Source organism: Chryseobacterium sp. POE27 (genome assembly GCF_039727685.1).
Taxonomy (GTDB): Bacteria; Bacteroidota; Bacteroidia; order Flavobacteriales; family Weeksellaceae; genus Chryseobacterium.
Genome location: NZ_CP152475.1, coordinates 2,392,226 through 2,409,841 on the forward strand (window position 1 = coordinate 2,392,226; position 17,616 = coordinate 2,409,841).

The window sequence follows — 17,616 nt, forward strand, 5'->3', positions numbered from 1 at the left end:
AAAGGTTGTTATTTTATTGTTATATTTGGAATTTAGAAATTGTTCAGATTTTTTATGGAAACCCAAAAATATACTCCTAAAAACAAAGTAAGAATTGTTACGGCGGCCTCATTATTTGACGGTCATGATGCTGCGATCAACATTATGCGACGCGTGATCCAGGGAACAGGATGTGAAGTCATCCACCTCGGCCACGACAAATCTGCTGAAGAAGTTGTAAACACAGCCATTCAGGAAGATGCTAATGCCATTGCCTTAACATCTTATCAAGGCGGTCACAACGAATATTTTAAATACATTTACGACCTTTTAAGAGAAAAAAACTCGCCGCAGATCAAGATTTTTGGCGGCGGCGGTGGTGTTATTCTACCTGAAGAAATCAAAGATCTAATGGATTACGGAATCGACAGAATTTATTCTCCGGATGACGGTCGTGAGCTTGGCTTACAGGGAATGATCGACGATCTGGTTAAAAAATCAGATTTTGCCACAGGAAAAGATGTGACAGCAAATGACCTAGATTTAATCAGTTTTAAAAATCCTACAAGCATTGCCAAAATCATTTCTGCGGTTGAAAACTTTTCAGAAGAAAAACCGGAATTGGTAAAAGCGATTGACGAAAAATCAAAAGATTTAAATATTCCAATCATCGGGATCACGGGAACTGGAGGGGCCGGAAAATCTTCTTTAACAGATGAATTGGTAAGACGTTTCCTTCGTTCTAATACAGATAAAAAAATTGCCATTATCTCGATTGACCCTTCGAAAAAGAAAACAGGAGGTGCATTGTTGGGTGACAGAATCCGTATGAATGCGATCAATGATCCGAGAGTTTATATGCGTTCGATGGCGACGAGAGAGAACAACGTTTCTGTTTCTCCGTTCATTCATTCCGCTTTGAATGTGTTGAAATTAGCTCACCCTGATGTTATCATTCTGGAAACTTCGGGTATCGGACAATCCGGTTCGGAGGTTTCGGACTTTGCAGACGTTTCAATGTACGTGATGACGCCGGAATACGGAGCTTCGACACAGTTGGAAAAAATCGATATGTTGGATTATGCAGATTTGGTTGCATTAAATAAATCTGACAAACGTGGCGCTTTGGATGCGCTTCAGGCTGTAAGAAAACAGTTCCAGAGAAACCATTTGCTGTGGGAAAGTCCGTTGGATGATATGCCGGTGTATGCGACAAAAGCCTCTCAATTCAATGATCACGGAACCACGGAATTATACAACAGATTAATCGAAAAAGTAAACGAAACCCTTCGACAGGCTCAGGGTGACAATGCTCCAAAGTTTCAAGGTTTTGTTGAACAGGAAATTACAGACGAAGTAACCATCATTCCTCCAAAAAGAGTTCGTTATTTATCTGAAATTGTTGAAAACAACAGAATTTATGATGCTAATGTTGAAAAGCAAGCCGAATTAGCAAGAAAAATGTATCATATTGAAGGAGTGAAAAATTTCCTTTCTAATGAAACGTTGGATGCTGAATATCAAAAAGCTGAAAAAGAACTTCAACAGGAAAATATTGACTTCCTGAAATCTTGGGATGATACGAAAAAAGCCTTCCACGAGGAGTTTTATTCGTATTTCGTTCGTGGAAAGGAAATTAAAGTTGAAACCTCAACAGAATCTTTATCACACTTAAGAATTCCAAAAATAGCGTTACCAAAATATACCGACTGGGGCGATTTGATTAAATGGAAAGGTCAGGAAAATCTTCCTGGAGGATTTCCTTACACCGCCGGAATTTACCCTTTCAAAAGAACCGGAGAAGATCCAACGAGAATGTTCGCCGGCGAAGGAGGTCCTGAAAGAACCAACAGAAGATTCCACTATGTTTCTGCGGAAATGGATGCAAAACGTTTATCAACAGCTTTTGACTCTGTGACTTTATATGGTCAGGATCCAGCTTTACCACCGGACATTTACGGTAAAATCGGAAATGCAGGAGTTTCTATCGCAACGTTGGATGATGCTAAAAAATTGTATTCCGGTTTTGATTTGGTGAATGCAATGACCTCAGTTTCGATGACAATCAACGGACCTGCGCCTATGTTGCTGGCTTTCTTCATGAATGCTGCCATCGACCAGAATGTTGAAAAATATATTGCAGAGCATAAATTGGAGGCTAAAGTTGAAGCTGTTTTAAAAGCAAAATTCGACGACAAAGGTTTAGAAAGACCAAAATACAACGGCGAATTACCTCCTTCCAATAATGGTTTAGGTTTAAAATTATTAGGAATCACGGGAGATGAAGTTATTCCTGCCGAAGCTTATGCTGAAATTAAGGCTAAAACAATCGCTGCCGTTCGTGGTACCGTTCAGGCAGATATTTTAAAAGAAGATCAGGCTCAGAATACTTGTATTTTCTCTACTGAATTTGCCTTGAGATTAATGGGTGACGTTCAGGAATATTTTATCAAAGAAAAAGTAAGAAACTTCTATTCGGTTTCTATTTCAGGATATCACATTGCAGAAGCGGGTGCGAATCCGGTTTCTCAGTTGGCATTTACATTGGCAAATGGTTTCACCTATGTTGAATATTATTTGTCAAGAGGAATGGACATCAATGATTTCGCACCGAATTTATCATTCTTCTTCTCCAACGGTATCGACCCTGAATATTCAGTGATCGGACGTGTGGCGAGAAGAATCTGGGCAAAAGCAATGAAACTGAAATACGGTGCAGACGAAAGAAGCCAGATGTTGAAATATCACATCCAGACTTCTGGACGTTCACTTCACGCCCAGGAAATTGATTTTAATGACATCAGAACAACTTTGCAAGCTTTATATGCCATTTATGATAACTGTAATTCTTTGCACACCAATGCTTATGACGAGGCAATTACAACGCCGACTGAGCAATCTGTAAGAAGAGCGATGGCGATTCAGTTGATTATCAACAAAGAATTAGGTTTAGCTAAAAACGAAAATCCGCTTCAAGGTTCATTTATTATTGAAGAGCTGACGGATCTGGTTGAAGAAGCTGTTTATGCAGAATTCGACAGAATTACGGAAAGAGGTGGCGTTTTGGGTGCGATGGAAACAATGTACCAACGTTCGAAAATTCAGGAAGAATCGATGCATTACGAATGGTTGAAACATACAGGAGAATATCCTATCATCGGGGTGAATACTTTCCTTGGAAAAGACGGTTCGCCAACGGTTCGTCCGGGAGAAGTGATCCGCTCGACTGAGGAAGAAAAGCAGGTTCAGATTGAAACATTACACAACTTCCAGAAATCTAATGAAGATAAATCCGAAGCCGCTCTGAAAACTTTGCAACACGCTGCGATTAATCAGCAAAATTTATTCGAAGTGATGATGGATGCTGTGAAATACTGTTCGCTTGGACAGATTACCAATGCTTTGTTTGAAGTGGGCGGTAAGTATAGACGGAATATGTAGTCCGGTCCGTGTTGGACAGACAATTATTGAATAATAAACTGTTTTAACAAGTATAAACAAAAAACCTCAAGGAAATTCTTTGAGGTTTTTTGTTTTAAATAGTATGTTTGCGAAATGAAACCCAAAGCAATCTTCAACTGGAGCAGCGGAAAAGATTCAGCGTTTGCTTTATATAAAATTTTACAAGAAAACCAATTTGAAATTGTCTCTTTGCTCACAAGCATTAATAAAGAATTCCAAAGAATATCAATGCATGGCGTTCATGTCTCGTTGTTAGAAAAACAGGCTGAAAGTTTAGGATTTCCGTTAATCAAAATGGAGCTTCCGAAAGAGCCGACCATGGAAGAATACCGTGAAATCATGAGTAAAACCATGAATAAAATTAAAGCTAAAGGCATTACTCACTCTATTTTTGGAGACATTTTCCTGGAAGATTTAAGGAGATATCGAGAGGATCAATTAGAATCTATAGGAATTAAGGGTATTTTTCCACTGTGGAAAATCAATACAACCGATCTTATTCATGATTTTCTGGATCTAGGTTTTAAAACTATTGTAACTTGTGTGAGCGAAACTTATCTTGACAAAAGTTTTGCAGGAAGAATTATCGATAAAAATTTTATTAATGATTTACCGGCAAATGTAGATCCGTGCGGAGAAAACGGAGAATTTCACACATTCACTTTTGATGGACCGATTTTTAAAAATCCAATTGATTTTGAAATTGGTGAAATTGTTAAAAAGACCTATCCCAAACCAAAATCCGACATTGAAAGCCATGATGGAGACTACGTTTTCTGGTTTTGTGATCTGGTTTTAAAATAAAGCACATAAACTAATATTTTAGTTTATACAGATTTCTGCCTTTCAACGATTAAATAAACGATAGTTTTGTAAGGAAAATTAAATATGATTTAAATATCTAATTTTCTGACAAAGTCATATCTTTGACCCAATGATTGCAGAGAAGATTATTTTAGGAATCGACCCCGGAACAACGATAATGGGTTTTGGAATTATTTCCATAAAAAAAGGTAAAATGGAAATGATTTCCATTCATGAATTATTGCTAAAAAAAATATCCAAATCACGAGACTAAGCTGAAATATATTTTCGATAAAACTTTAGCATTAATTGATGAATTTCATCCTGACGAAGTTGCTTTGGAAGCCCCATTTTACGGTAAAAATGTGCAAAGTATGCTGAAGCTTGGACGCGCCCAGGGCGTTGCAATGGCAGCCAGTCTTCACCGCAATATTCCCATCACAGAATATTCTCCGAAGAAGATAAAAATGGCCATTACCGGAAACGGAAATGCCAGTAAAGAACAAGTTGCGGGTATGCTGCAAAATCTTCTGAATCTAAAAGAATTTCCCACAAAATATCTTGATGCATCCGATGGTCTCGCTGTAGCCGTATGCCATCATTTCAATATGGGAACCATTGCAGACACGAAATCTTACACCGGTTGGGAAAGTTTTTTAAAGCAAAACCCAAATCGTTTAAAATAAAACCCAGAGATTTCATCTAAGATTGCATGAAAATCTCCGGGATATTTTGTAATTATTTTGTTTTATATTCCTGAGGAGTAATTTTAAAATCTGTTGTTGGTTTACCGTTTTTATCATAATAAGTATAAACCATTGTAACATCATTATCACGGAATTCCTTGATATCAGGAGAAGTTTTTATGACTTGCAGGGCTCCCTCTTTTGCCGTTTTTTTAAAAGCTTCTATCTGCTCCGGGGTCACACTTTCGTTTACATCCTCAGTTAAAGTATAATTGTATCTGAAAATTTTTCCGGGTTGCGCGGATACACTATCAAGACGAACTCCATCGGCCAGGTTTTGTGGTGTTGTTTTGTTGATATTGGCGGCAACTTCTTTAAGATCGTCATCAATTGTTTTTTCTTTTTTACACGAAGTTAAGGCGAGCGATAAGCATACCAGTGAAAGGCTGATTACATTTTTCATATTTAAAATTTTAGTGATTGCTACTTAAAGATAAGAATATTTTCTTAAATAATTTTAATTTATTGATTAACAGTAAAATAACTTAATATTTAATCATACTTGGTAAAACATAATACTATCTTTTGCATTGGTATGATTTTTAATAGTACATTTGTATAAATTTTCTGTCATGAAAAATAATCAACAAACTATAAATCAGTTGAATCATAACATAAATTGGTTTCAGAAATTTCTAATGGTATGCTCCGGAGGAAATATTCATATTTTAAGAAAAACACCCAGCGAATGGAACAAATTTGCCGGGATCGGAGGAATCGTTTTATTTACGGCCGTTTTCGCTACCCTATCTGCAGGATACGCGATGTACACTGTTTTTGACAATATCTGGTCTGCCATCGGTTTTGGTGTTTTATGGGGACTGATGATCTTTAATCTTGATCGTTACATTGTTTCTTCCATTAAAAAAACAGGGACCTGGTGGAATCAGGTTTTAATGGCCATTCCGAGACTGATTCTGGCAACTTTCTTAGGAATTATAATTTCTAAACCGTTAGAACTTAAAATCTTTGAAAAAGAAGTTAATAAACAGTTGAATACCATTATTCAGAGAAATAAAAAACAGCTTCAGGGTGAAATGAACGGAAGGATTCTGCAGCAAAGCGGACCTTTTGAAACCGAAAAGAAGCAGATCTCAGAAAAAATTGCCAACTATCAGAAATCTTATGATTCTGCATCAGTAGAACTCGAAAAAGAAATTCTGGGAAAACAATCAGGATTAACCAGCGGAAAAGAGGGTTTCGGACCCAATGCAAAACGTAAACAGGAACTAAAGGAACAAAGACGGCTGGATCTGGAAAATTATCAGAAGCAGGCAGCTCCTCGTTTGGAATATTTAGACAAAGAAATTTCAAAAGTCTACACCAATCTGGAAACGGAGAGAAAATCTACGGAAACATTTGAAGATAAATTTAACGGTTTTGCAGCACGGCTTCAGGCTCTGGACGAGTTGGGTAAAAATTCAGCCATTATTGGTTTGGCAGCCGCTTTCATCATGGGACTTTTCATTTGTCTCGAGATTTCTCCGGTGCTGGTTAAACTAATTTCTCATATCGGACCTTATGATTATCTCCTGGAAAAAACAGAAAATGATTTCCGACTCTATTCTAAAGAAAAGGTAGAAAAAGGAAATGCTTTAACGAATTTCAGGATCGATGATTTCAAAGACAAATTAGGCAAATAATTCATTAAAAAATATCTCATCAGCCTTTCGGAATTCTCCGGAAGGCTTTTTTTATGGATAAACAATAGGTAAAGGAATATTTTTTGTTTAAAACTATGTATGCCGTCATCAGTAGTCCATAAATATCTGTATTTTCCTGAGACTGAAATTTTAAGAATTATTTATCAGTCGGGTGCGGTATATGACTATTTGAAGGTTCCTTCAGAAATCTTTGAAAGATTCAAAACCGTGCAATCTAAAGGAAGATTTTTGAATTATGTTATTAAGCCAAAATTCAAATATAAAAAGGTTGAATAACTATAAATTTAAAGGCTACCTCAACACTGAGATAGCCTTACATTTTATATTGAATTTATTATTACAAAGAATAATTCGGAGCTTCCTGAGTAATAATAACATCATGAGGATGAGATTCTTTCAATCCGCTTCCTGTGATCATTACCATTTTGGTTTCTGTTTGTAAAGCTTCAACATTTTTAGCCCCACAATATCCCATTCCTGCTCTGAGACCTCCGGTTAACTGGAAAATAACATCCTCCAATTTACCTTTGCTCGGAACTCTTCCTTCGATTCCTTCCGGAACGAATTTTTTAGCCTCACTCTGGAAATATCTTTCTTTGCCACCTCTCTTCATCGCAGAAAGACTTCCCATTCCCTGATATGTTTTGAATTTTCTGCCCTGGAAAATAATTTCTTCGCCCGGAGCCTCATCAGTTCCGGCTAAAAGAGACCCTAACATCACAGCGCCTGCTCCACTTGCAATAGCTTTTACGATATCTCCTGAAAGTTTAATACCACCGTCTGCAATGACCGCGACATTTTTAGTTTTAGCATATTCGTAAACGTTATAGATAGCAGATAACTGTGGAACTCCCACTCCTGCAACAACTCTCGTTGTACAGATAGAACCAGGACCAACCCCTACTTTAAGAACGTTTGCTCCTGCTTCGATCAAATCTTTAGCAGCTTCCGCTGTAACGATATTCCCACCAACGATATCCAGATCCGGATATGTTTTTCTGATTTCTGAGATTTTATCTAAAACGCCTTTAGAATGTCCGTGTGCAGAATCAATTCCGATAATATCCACACCAGCTTTTACCAATGCTTCAATTCTTTGAAGAGTGTCTTCCCCTACTCCAACGCCTGCTCCAACGATTAACCTTCCGTTCTGATCTTTATTAGCATTTGGATATTCCAACTGATTATCAATATCTTTAATAGTGATTAATCCAACCAATTTATTTTCAGCATCAACGATAGGAAGTTTTTCCACTCTGTTCTTCAAAAGAATTTCTTTGGCTTTTTCCAGATTGGTATTTTTATCGGAAGTGATGAGATTATCTTTTGTCATGATCTCTTCTACCTTCATATCAAGGTTTTCCTGATATTTTACGTCTCTGTTGGTGATGATTCCTATTAAAGTATTTTCGGCATCAACGACAGGAAGTCCGGAAATTTTATATTTAGCCATCGTATCCCTAGCCTGAGCCAGAGTATGATCTTTTGTAAGCGTTACCGGATCAGAGATCATCCCATTTTCAGAACGTTTTACACGGTTTACCTGTGCAGCCTGCTCTGCAATCGTCATATTTTTATGAATGAAACCTAAACCTCCCACTCTTGCCAGTGCAATGGCCAGTTCAGCTTCGGTTACTGTATCCATCGCAGCAGAAACTATAGGGACATTCAGCGTAATTTTGTCGGTAAGTCTTGATTTTAATGAAACCTGATTAGGTAAAACTTCAGAATAAGAAGGGACTAGAAGCACGTCATCGAAAGTGATGGCTGTCTCTACAATTTTGTTATGAATAGACATCTTTACTTTCTTGCAAAATTAAGGTTTTTTGATGAATTACGAAAATGGATTTTAATAGTTTAAATAAAACTTAATAATCAATGACGTAAATTAAAAAACCATTCCTTAATGAGAAATGGCCTTTTGTACAAAATAAAATTTAGAATATGATTGAATATGAAAATGTCTATTTATCCTTTGCGGAAGCAATCATTCTTGAGATATCATCTGCTGTAAAACTTCCTTTAATATCAACGAACACGAGTTCTTTATCTGAGTTTACAGTGATCAGCATATTTTTAATAGCATCGCCTTTCTGCTTTACCCGAATGTTTACATTATCTCCATCGTGCTTTATGGTTGCCCACTCTTCATAGTTATTGTTATTCAGATAGCTGGCAAAATCTTTAAGCATTTCGCGATCTCCGTTTTCGACAGTCAACACTTTAATCTTAGAAACTTTTTTCACCAATCTGATAAGTTCTTCATCTCCGCCGTCTTCCCTTAAAGCTTTTTTGATGTAAGGTTTAGCCAAAAACAACGGAACATTAATGCTTACAAACTTCGCTCCTTTAAAGTCACGTCCCGACTCTGAAAAGTATGCCATATTCGGCTTTTCGGAAACAATGCAGGACTGCATCATGCACATTACGGAAAGAATTATAAAGATGTTTTTTAATATTTTCATGGCTATTAATTTTTAGTTAATTTGTTTCAAGCTTCCGCCTGACGTTTTACTGATATTAGAATTTATGACAGGATTTCCTTTGTACTTTATGGTTCCTCCGGAAGATGCAGTTGCCTTTAAGCTTTCCACTGCATGACCGGATACGACAGCCCCGGAAGTAGCTTCAGCCTCAAGCTCATTGAACTGAAATTTTTCTGCATTACAAACGGCACCACTGCTCACATCTATCGATCCGATATTAGCTCTTCCGCTGAGATTTGCTGCTGCACCACTTGATGCTTTTACGTTTACTGACGTTGAATTTATCATAGAGTTTACCACTGCACCCGAACTCAGCTCTACTTTTGCATTGTCTGAAATATTAAAGTTACCATTGACCACAGATCCTGATGAAACATCAACTGATACCATATTTTCGTTTATATTATTAACAGCATTGAAAATAGCTCCCGACGAGGTTTTAATGTTATCAATTCTCGGTGAGGAAACATTTACATTGATATTTTTAAACTTTAAATTTCGCTGTCCTTTATTGTCAACATATACTTTCAGAACTCCGTTGTCAACTTTTGTTATAATGTATTGAAGTTTATCTGCGTCTGCAATTACCTTTACGGAAGTAGGATTTTCCTGTTTAAAGTTTACAATGACACCGGTGCTTACCTGAACGCCTGAGAATTCTCCCACATTTCTGGATTCACCATTAAGATATGAAGACGTATTCTGAGCAGCAAAGCTGGTTCTTGTACTGGTTGAAGAATTTGTTTTGGTTTCTGTAGAATTAATGAGTTTATTAATGTCATCCATAGAAAGTCTGCCGTCAAGCTTTATCAAAATACTTTCTTCACCACCGCTATCAATGCTCAGCAAGAGATCATCCAGAATTCCGTCTTTTTCTTCTGCTGAAAGGAATTTTATTTTCGCGCCACTACTGTTCATCGTCATGATCTCGTTGTAATTCAGATCACTTAAATAAGATCTGATATCTTTGTTAATCTGCGACAGCTCCTGCGCCTTGACCGATTTCAAGTTTGAAGGCTTTTCTGCAATCAGTACTTTAAGGCCTTTTATTTTTGCCAGAAGAGGTTTTATCTGATCCAGTTCTGCATCTCCCAAATCCAGATTGCTCAGCATCCCGAACATCGGTTTTGCAATTTTAATGGTAGTTACCCCTTCCACCTCCTGATATTTATCAAAAAGCTGGTCTACTTTATCTTTCTGCCCATACACATTGAAAAAATGTGAAAAGGCCAGTGCGAATATTATGAATATTTTTTTCATGAGTCAATTTTATTTTTTTTGATTATTAGTGCCTGATCAGGTGCATAAATCTTTTAAGGTTAATTAATAATCGTCGTCTACGACTGTTGGTTTTGCTAATTTTTCACTGACGTTATTTGCAAATATTTGGAATGAATACTTAGTCACATTAATGGCTTCTTCTACATTATCAATTCTTTTTCCGTTCACAATAACGTAAGAATTCTTATATCCTGTAGAATCTTTTGAAGCTTTTCGATAAGAGGAGTTGTAAACATATCGTGGCTTTCTTTCTTTTTTAAGCCTTCCTCTTTTTGGTAAAATTTCATCTAAATAATCCTTTTCAGCTACTGTATTTTCCTGAAAAACAGAATCTTTCTTCGCTCCTGAAACAGAATCCGACACATGGTTTACAGCAACCTGAGCCTGATGCTCACTGTTTTCTTCGATGAAATTATTTTTCTGCAATTTGATCTGATTTTCCACCAGCTGAGCCTGATCTTCAATGTTTTTATTATTATAATTAAATATAAACCCAATGCTTAACAGCACCACTACACTCGCTGCCATCCAGAACCATTTCGGAATCGAAGGTTTGTTTTTACTGTCAATCGGAATAATCGGAGTTCCATTATTATCTTTTACTTCATCTTTACCTTCCGCTTTTTTCAGAAAATCCTCGAAATCCCAGTCCATTTTTTCTCCCTTTAAATGTTGGAAGATCTCGTCGTATTTATCTTGAAATTTGTCTTTGCTCATAGCTCATCAATTGTGAGATTTGTTCTTTTACTTTTTGTCTTGCCCGCATCAGATTTACTCTTACTGCGTTTTCTTCCATTTCCAGCATTTCTGCGATCTCCGAGACTTCATACTCTTCCACATCTTTCAAATGGATAACTATCTTTTGCTTTTCCGGAAGCTGATTGATAAAACCAATGATATGTTCTTTCAAATTATTGACTTCCATACTGTAAAGCTCTGACCGATGAACCTGCATATCCGCAAAACCCATCTTTACATCGTGATGCTTCAGTCTGTTCAGGCATTCATTCCGGACCGCTTTTAAAGCATAGGATTTTAAATTTCCAAACTTTTCAAGCTCTTCTTTTTTCTGCCAGAATTTGATCATCAGATCCTGAACTACATCTTCTGCCTCATCACTACTCATGACAAACCTTTTCGCAAAGCGATACATCTCATTTTTGAGAATGAATACCGTACTTTTAAAAGTCTCTTGGGTCATAAGTTTTGTTTCTATAAGTAAGACAATCAGATTTTACATAATATTACATTAAAAGTAAAAAAACTTCAAAAAAATTTGAAGTTCTCTTTATTAATCGGTTTAATACGTATCAAAAATATGTTTTAAAATAGCCTTATCTTCTTCAGTTAGAAGTATTTTTCTTCTCGCCATCACTCTTTCTGCAACTTCATAGGCTTTATCCAATTTAAATTTTTCATCATCTTTAAAACCTCCCCAGGAGAAATTTTCAATATGATTGGGAGGAAAACCTTCTTTAAAAATGTTGGAAGCAACACCAATAACTGTTCCTGTATTCAGTTGGGTATTGATAGCCGTTTTAGAATGATCTCCCATGATCAGCCCTGCAAACTGAAGCCCTGTATCCTGAAAATCTTTTGTTCTGTAGTTCCACAATTTCACGTTTCCGTAATTATTTTTAAGATTGGAAGAATTAGTATCTGCTCCGAGATTACACCATTCCCCAATGACAGAGTTCCCTACAAAGCCATCATGTCCTTTATTTGAATATCCGAAAATAACAATATTGCTCACCTCTCCACCTACTTTAGAATGTGGACCAACCGTCGTTGCACCATAGATTTTTGCGCCTAAATTAAATTTAGATTCTTCACAAAGCGCAATTGGACCACGAAGATTACATCCTTCCATCACTTCAGCGTTCTTGCCAATATAGATTTTTCCTGTTTTGGTATTGATCGTTGAAAATTCAATCTGAGCACCTTCTTCAATAAAGAGATCTTTTTTTATCACCCAAGAATCCGTTGGTGGAGGAAAGTTCCTGAGAAGTTCTCCCATTTGTGAACAAATCAAAATCAAAATCAATGGCTTTCTGATTATAGGTAAAAAGATCTGTTGGTTTTTTAAAGAAAACAAGCTCTTCTTTAATGTCGGTCATTTTCTCAATCTGATTAAGAGAAAAACCATCCATATTAATTTTAGCAGCAATTAATTCATCTTCATGCACTAATGCTTCTCCTTGTTTAAGATCTTTTATTTGTTGAATGACATTTTCACTGGGCAAAAAATTTGTTACCAGGAAAAGACTTTCTTTTTTTTCAGGCTCCGGGAATTTTTTCTGTAAATAAGTTTCGGTAAAAAAAGAGATTTCGGTGTTCTCTAAAATTTTCTGCCATCTCTCGGAGAATGTCAGAATTCCGCATCGCATTTCTGCTACCGGACGAGTAAAAGTAAGCGGAAGAAAATCTTCCCAATATTGCGCATCTGAAAATACTAATTGCATCGTTCAGTTTTTTAAGTTTAATGTTAAAATTCAAGTCTAACAAAATTACAACAAAAAAAAGTCTCCCGGAAACCGAAAGACTTTTAATATTTTTAATGTCAAAAAATTACTTAGCGAATTTTTTGTATTTGTTCATGAACTTATCAACTCTACCTGCAGTGTCAACCAATTTCACTTTACCAGTGTAGAAAGGGTGAGAAGTTGAAGAGATTTCCATTTTGATCAAAGGATACTCTTGTCCTTCATACTCGATAGTGTCTTTTGTTTCTGCTGTAGACTTGCAAAGAAATACTTCGTCGTTACTCATATCTTTGAAAACAACAAGTCTATAATTTTCTGGGTGGATTCCGTTTTTCATGTGTAAATTTCTTTTTTTGTTAATGTCACATGTAACCTTGCGGTTTCATAATACAATGTTAAAAATTAAAGTTTGCTTTCGAAATAGTAATGGATATTTCTCTGCTAATTTTAGGTTGCAAAAGTACAATATTTTTTTGAATTTGCAAATATGATGTCAATATTTTTTTCTTCATAAGAAATCCGAAGTATTTTCGTTACATTTGAAATTTATTAAACTTTAATTTCGATGAAATTCAAATTAATACTGGCTTTTTCTTTCTGGATGCTTGTTATGGCAGTATCCTGCAATAAGGATGACATCAGTTTTGATGCGCCTTCGCAAAAACTAAGTTTTTCAAAAGACACCGTTTTCTGTGATACGGTTTATCATCAGGTTCGTTCTGAAACATATGCGGTGAAAGTTTACAACAATGAAGATAAGGACATCCTGATTCCGAGAATTCATCTGGAAAAAGGAGCTTCATCATTATATAAAATCAATGTAGACGGGAAACCGGGATATGATTTTAAAGATGTTCCTTTAAGAAAGAAAGACAGCCTTTATATTTTTGTAGAAATTGCTCCGGAAGCTACCGGTCCCGAAGCTATTGCTGAAGATAAAATTCTTTTCGACAGCCCTGCCGGACAGCAGAATGTGGTCTTATTTTCCGTGGTTCAGGATGCTGAATTCTTTATTAAAAGCTCATCCAACCCGAATATTATCACTTCTGATGCAACATGGAACAATAATAAAGCTAAAATTATCTACGGTGATTTAACAGTCGATCAGAATGTAATCCTGAATATACAGCCGGGAACCAAAGTGTATTTTCATAAAAACAGCGGTATGAAGGTTCTCTCAGGAGCAACGTTGAATATTAATGGTACTCTTGCCAATAATGTTATACTACGTGGCGACAGAAATGATCCCGCATACGATACCATTCCTAAAAACTGGAATTCTATTAAAATGGAAGCCGGTTCTGCTTTAAATATGAACTATGCAAGACTTTTTGGTGGTACAAAAGGTCTCGAAATGAAACAAACCAATGCTACGATCAATAATTCTTTCATTCATACTTTCCAGGAATATGGGATTTATGCTGTCGGATCTACAATTACTGCCAGGAATTTGGTGATGAACAACTGTGGAGAATCTGCCATAGGAATTTTCAGGGGAGGAACCTATAATCTTACGCATTGTACCATTGCCAATTATTCTGATCTTCTGCAATCTTACAACAGAAACGGAATTTTTGCAACCAACGAATGGAAAAATGAGTCAAACCAAACAGAACAGGGAGCATTAATCCTGAATGTAAGAAACAGCATCGTCTACTCTGATCGTGATAATTCAGTATTTTTTGAACAAACTCCGGGGCAGCTTTTTAATTTTGTATTAGAAAACTGTCTGTTAAAATATTCCACCCAATCAGAAGCAGGTTTTCTGGATACGGCTCCGAGTGTAATTCAGCTGGTTAAAAATCAGGATCCTTTATTTGTAAATTATTTTGTAGCACAAATGAATTTAAGAGTAAAGCAGAATTCCCCGGCTATCGGAAAAGGAAGCACAGGCGTTGCGGCAACCGTTCCTACGGATATCGCAGGAATTTCAAGAACTTCAAATCCCACTTTGGGAGCATACCAATATCAATAATTTAATTAAAATGGATTTCAATATTGTAAAAATAGGAGGATTTATTGTACTGACCTTATTATACATTATGATAAGAAAACTCTTCAGTAAGTTTGCAGATTTTACTGAAAAAATAGGGCAATCAACCAATCAGGAAGAAGAAATCAAACAACTGAACACCAAGATCATCAGTCTTGAAAAACAGATCAATAATAAAAAAGTAATGGAAATCACGAATCTGCAGCAGCAAGTTGACGAATGGATCAAAACCATTGGGGTTCGCTATTTCAATGAACTCACCAATATAGCCATGCTGACCGAAGAAGTCGGCGAAGTAGCCAGGATTATTGCAAGAAGATACGGAGAACAAAGCGAAAAAGAAAGTGATAAAAGCAAAGATCTCGGCGAAGAGCTTGCAGATGTATTATTTGTAACCCTATGTTTAGCCAATCAAACCGGAGTTAATCTGCAGGAATCTTTTGATAAAAAAATGAAAATAAAGACGGATCGCGACAAAGATCGTCATCAGAATAATGAGAAATTAAAATAGCCGGATGCAGGAAGTTGGAAGCCGGAAGTTTAAACTAAACTTTTCACCTCCATCTTCCAGCCCCGAGCTTCCCAAATGAAGAAATAATGAAGTTAGAAAAATCACAATTAAAAGAAAACCAGACCATACAGATCAGCGGTTCGAAAAGTATTTCGAATCGTTTGTTGATTTTAGAAAGTCTGTTCAGCAATATACAAATCGGAAACCTCTCGAATTCCCAGGACACCAGCCTTCTGAAAAAGGCCTTATCGGAAAATACGGAGATTATAGATATTCACCATGCAGGAACTGCGATGCGTTTCCTCACCTCTTATTATTCAATTCAGGAAGGAAAAACGACCATTCTTACCGGTTCGAAAAGAATGAAAGAAAGACCGATCAAAAATCTGGTCACCGCTTTACAAAATCTCGGTGTAGAAATAGAATATCTGGAAAATGAAGGATTTCCTCCACTGAAAATCAAAGGCAGAAAAATCACTCAGGAAAAAGTAGATGTTCCGGCGAATATTTCAAGCCAATTCATCACTTCTCTCCTGTTAGTAGCCGGAAAGCTGGAAAACGGACTGGAAATAAATCTAGTTGGCGAAGTCACTTCAAGGTCTTATATCGAAATGACGCTGGATATTTTAGCAAAATTCGGCATTCAGGTAAGCTTTACCGGAAATACGATCAAAGTGGAACCATTCATCAATCATCAATCGTCAATCATCAATTATGAAGTAGAAAGTGACTGGAGTTCGGCCTCCTACTTCTACTCTTTTGCTGCTTTGGGAAGAAAGACCATTCATCTGAAAAGTTTTTATAAAGAATCTACTCAGGGAGATTCTGCCATTGCAAAAATCTATGCAGAATTCTTTGGAATAAAAACCATTTTCAATGAAGATGAACATAAAATCACTCTACAGCCCGATCGTGATTTCACATTTCCTGAAAAGATTGTCTTAGATATGAACAATTGTCCCGACATTGCTCAAACACTCTGTGTAACAGCAGCCGCTTTGAAAATACCTTTCGAGATTTCAGGTTTGGGAACATTAAGAGTAAAAGAAACCGATAGGCTTTTAGCATTACATCAAGAATTGAAAAAGCTGGGTACGGAAACCGAGTTTACCGATCTTACCATTACATCACTTAGCTTTAGTGAGCCTGAGGATAATATTTCCATCAAAACTTATCAGGATCACAGGATGGCAATGGCTTTTGCGCCGTTCTGCCTTATTAAAGAATTACATATTGAAGATGAAGATGTCGTCGAAAAATCATATCCGATGTTTTGGGAAGATTTACAATTGATTTTAACTGAAAATTCATGAATACAAAAACTATAATCATCACCGGAACTTCATCAGGAATAGGTTTCGTCTTAGCAGAATATTTCGGAAAGAAAGGTCATAAAGTCTACGGCCTGAGCAGAAAGCATACCGAAAGTCAGTATTTCAGATCCATTCCAACGGATGTAACGGATAATGATGCAGTACAAAATGCCATCGCAGAAGTTCTGAAAACAGAAACAAGAATTGATGTCCTGATCAACAATGCAGGAATGGGAATGGTAGGCGCCGTGGAAGATTCTTTAAAAGAAGATATTTTAAAACTCTTCAACCTGAATCTCGTAGGAGCCGTACAGATGATGACTGCAGTAATGCCGAAAATGCGCGACAATAAATTCGGGCAAATCATCAATGTTTCCAGTATTGGAAGTGAGATGGGACTGCCTTTCCGTGGATTTTACTCAGCTTCAAAATCCGCTTTGGATAAAGTAACAGAAGCGATGAGGTATGAAGTTTACCCTTGGAATATCCATGTTTGCTCGCTACATTTAGGCGATATCAAAACCAATATTGCTGAAAACCGTGTTCGGACAAAAGTTTCGGAACCGTATAAGAATGTTTTCGATAAAGTGTACGCTTTAATGAACAGCCATGTAGGAGATGGAACCGAGCCTCTTGAAGTTGCAGAATATGTCGATCAGCTTTTGCATAAAAACAAATGGAAAGCGCATTATTATTTTGGTAAATTCGGGCAGAAAATAGGAGTTCCTCTAAAATGGATTCTCCCGCAGGGAACCTATGAGAATCTGATGAAGAAATACAATAAACTGGATTAAAAACAGTTAATTGAATGGTGCATTGTCATTCTGAACGGAATGAAATGCAGTGAAGAATCTTTTTGTATTTTTATCGAGATTCTTCATTCCGTTCCACTAC

The 17,616-nt window shown here is 36.6% G+C and carries 15 protein-coding genes and 2 pseudogenes; 9 read left to right on the forward strand and 8 right to left on the reverse strand.

What is annotated here, in order from left to right:
- The first annotated feature begins 54 nt into the window (after positions 1–54).
- From AAHI02_RS11305 to ruvC, 3 genes and pseudogenes are all read left to right on the forward strand, one after another.
- Entirely contained in the window at positions 55–3,420 is a 3,366-nt protein-coding gene (locus AAHI02_RS11305) for a methylmalonyl-CoA mutase family protein (protein ID WP_346983338.1), read from the forward strand.
- A 114-nt stretch (positions 3,421–3,534) separates the two neighbouring features.
- Positions 3,535–4,245, forward strand: coding sequence for a diphthine--ammonia ligase (locus AAHI02_RS11310; protein ID WP_346983339.1), 711 nt, complete (start codon positions 3,535–3,537; stop codon positions 4,243–4,245).
- 130 nt (positions 4,246–4,375) lie between these two features.
- Positions 4,376–4,931, forward strand: a pseudogene (ruvC, locus tag AAHI02_RS11315) (crossover junction endodeoxyribonuclease RuvC).
- Positions 4,932–4,983: 52 nt separating this feature from the next.
- On the opposite strand, the gene AAHI02_RS11320 reads toward ruvC, so the two are convergent.
- Positions 4,984–5,394 carry a hypothetical protein gene (locus tag AAHI02_RS11320; protein WP_346983340.1) on the reverse strand — a complete coding sequence of 137 codons (411 nt, stop codon included), beginning with the start codon at positions 5,392–5,394 and terminating at the stop codon, positions 4,984–4,986.
- A gap of 169 nt (positions 5,395–5,563) precedes the next feature.
- Here AAHI02_RS11320 and AAHI02_RS11325 point away from each other — a divergent pair, with 169 nt between their 5' ends.
- Both AAHI02_RS11325 and AAHI02_RS11330 read left to right on the forward strand, forming a co-directional pair.
- Positions 5,564–6,634, forward strand: coding sequence for a DUF4407 domain-containing protein (locus AAHI02_RS11325; RefSeq protein ID WP_346983341.1), 1,071 nt, complete (start codon positions 5,564–5,566; stop codon positions 6,632–6,634).
- Positions 6,635–6,733: 99 nt separating this feature from the next.
- Complete coding sequence (locus AAHI02_RS11330; protein ID WP_346983342.1) at positions 6,734–6,931, forward strand: KTSC domain-containing protein; 198 nt, start codon at positions 6,734–6,736, stop codon at positions 6,929–6,931.
- A gap of 61 nt (positions 6,932–6,992) precedes the next feature.
- Here AAHI02_RS11330 and guaB read toward each other — a convergent pair whose 3' ends face one another.
- The 7 genes and pseudogenes from guaB to AAHI02_RS11365 form a co-directional block, all read right to left on the reverse strand.
- On the reverse strand, positions 6,993–8,453 hold the full coding sequence (gene guaB, locus AAHI02_RS11335) for an IMP dehydrogenase (protein ID WP_346983343.1): 1,461 nt from the start codon (positions 8,451–8,453) through the stop codon (positions 6,993–6,995).
- 166 nt (positions 8,454–8,619) lie between these two features.
- Positions 8,620–9,120 carry a DUF4252 domain-containing protein gene (locus AAHI02_RS11340; protein WP_346983344.1) on the reverse strand — a complete coding sequence of 167 codons (501 nt, stop codon included), beginning with the start codon at positions 9,118–9,120 and terminating at the stop codon, positions 8,620–8,622.
- Positions 9,121–9,132: 12 nt separating this feature from the next.
- The gene (locus AAHI02_RS11345) at positions 9,133–10,401 is read right to left on the reverse strand and encodes a DUF4252 domain-containing protein (protein WP_346983345.1); all 1,269 of its coding nucleotides are present in this window, start codon (positions 10,399–10,401) and stop codon (positions 9,133–9,135) included.
- A 63-nt stretch (positions 10,402–10,464) separates the two neighbouring features.
- On the reverse strand, positions 10,465–11,139 hold the full coding sequence (locus AAHI02_RS11350) for a hypothetical protein (RefSeq protein ID WP_346983346.1): 675 nt from the start codon (positions 11,137–11,139) through the stop codon (positions 10,465–10,467).
- Complete coding sequence (locus AAHI02_RS11355) at positions 11,114–11,623, reverse strand: sigma-70 family RNA polymerase sigma factor (protein WP_346983347.1); 510 nt, start codon at positions 11,621–11,623, stop codon at positions 11,114–11,116. Before AAHI02_RS11355 ends, AAHI02_RS11350 begins: the two co-directional genes overlap by 26 nt.
- A gap of 99 nt (positions 11,624–11,722) precedes the next feature.
- A pseudogene (locus AAHI02_RS11360) lies at positions 11,723–12,884 on the reverse strand (GlmU family protein).
- A gap of 106 nt (positions 12,885–12,990) precedes the next feature.
- The gene (locus tag AAHI02_RS11365) at positions 12,991–13,242 is read right to left on the reverse strand and encodes a type B 50S ribosomal protein L31 (RefSeq protein ID WP_002976190.1); all 252 of its coding nucleotides are present in this window, start codon (positions 13,240–13,242) and stop codon (positions 12,991–12,993) included.
- 228 nt (positions 13,243–13,470) lie between these two features.
- Between AAHI02_RS11365 and AAHI02_RS11370 the strand changes: the two genes are divergently transcribed.
- From AAHI02_RS11370 to AAHI02_RS11385, 4 genes are all read left to right on the forward strand, one after another.
- A complete protein-coding gene (locus AAHI02_RS11370; RefSeq protein WP_346983348.1) occupies positions 13,471–14,880 on the forward strand; it encodes a hypothetical protein in 1,410 nt (469 codons plus the stop codon).
- A 202-nt stretch (positions 14,881–15,082) separates the two neighbouring features.
- The gene (locus AAHI02_RS11375) at positions 15,083–15,409 is read left to right on the forward strand and encodes a nucleotide pyrophosphohydrolase (protein ID WP_346986611.1); all 327 of its coding nucleotides are present in this window, start codon (positions 15,083–15,085) and stop codon (positions 15,407–15,409) included.
- Positions 15,410–15,495: 86 nt separating this feature from the next.
- Positions 15,496–16,722 (forward strand): 3-phosphoshikimate 1-carboxyvinyltransferase, encoded by a 1,227-nt coding sequence (locus AAHI02_RS11380; RefSeq protein WP_346983349.1) that lies wholly within the window; start codon positions 15,496–15,498, stop codon positions 16,720–16,722.
- The gene (locus AAHI02_RS11385) at positions 16,719–17,516 is read left to right on the forward strand and encodes an SDR family oxidoreductase (RefSeq protein ID WP_346983350.1); all 798 of its coding nucleotides are present in this window, start codon (positions 16,719–16,721) and stop codon (positions 17,514–17,516) included. The genes AAHI02_RS11380 and AAHI02_RS11385 overlap by 4 nt, the downstream gene beginning before the upstream one ends.
- Positions 17,517–17,616 lie beyond the last annotated feature (100 nt).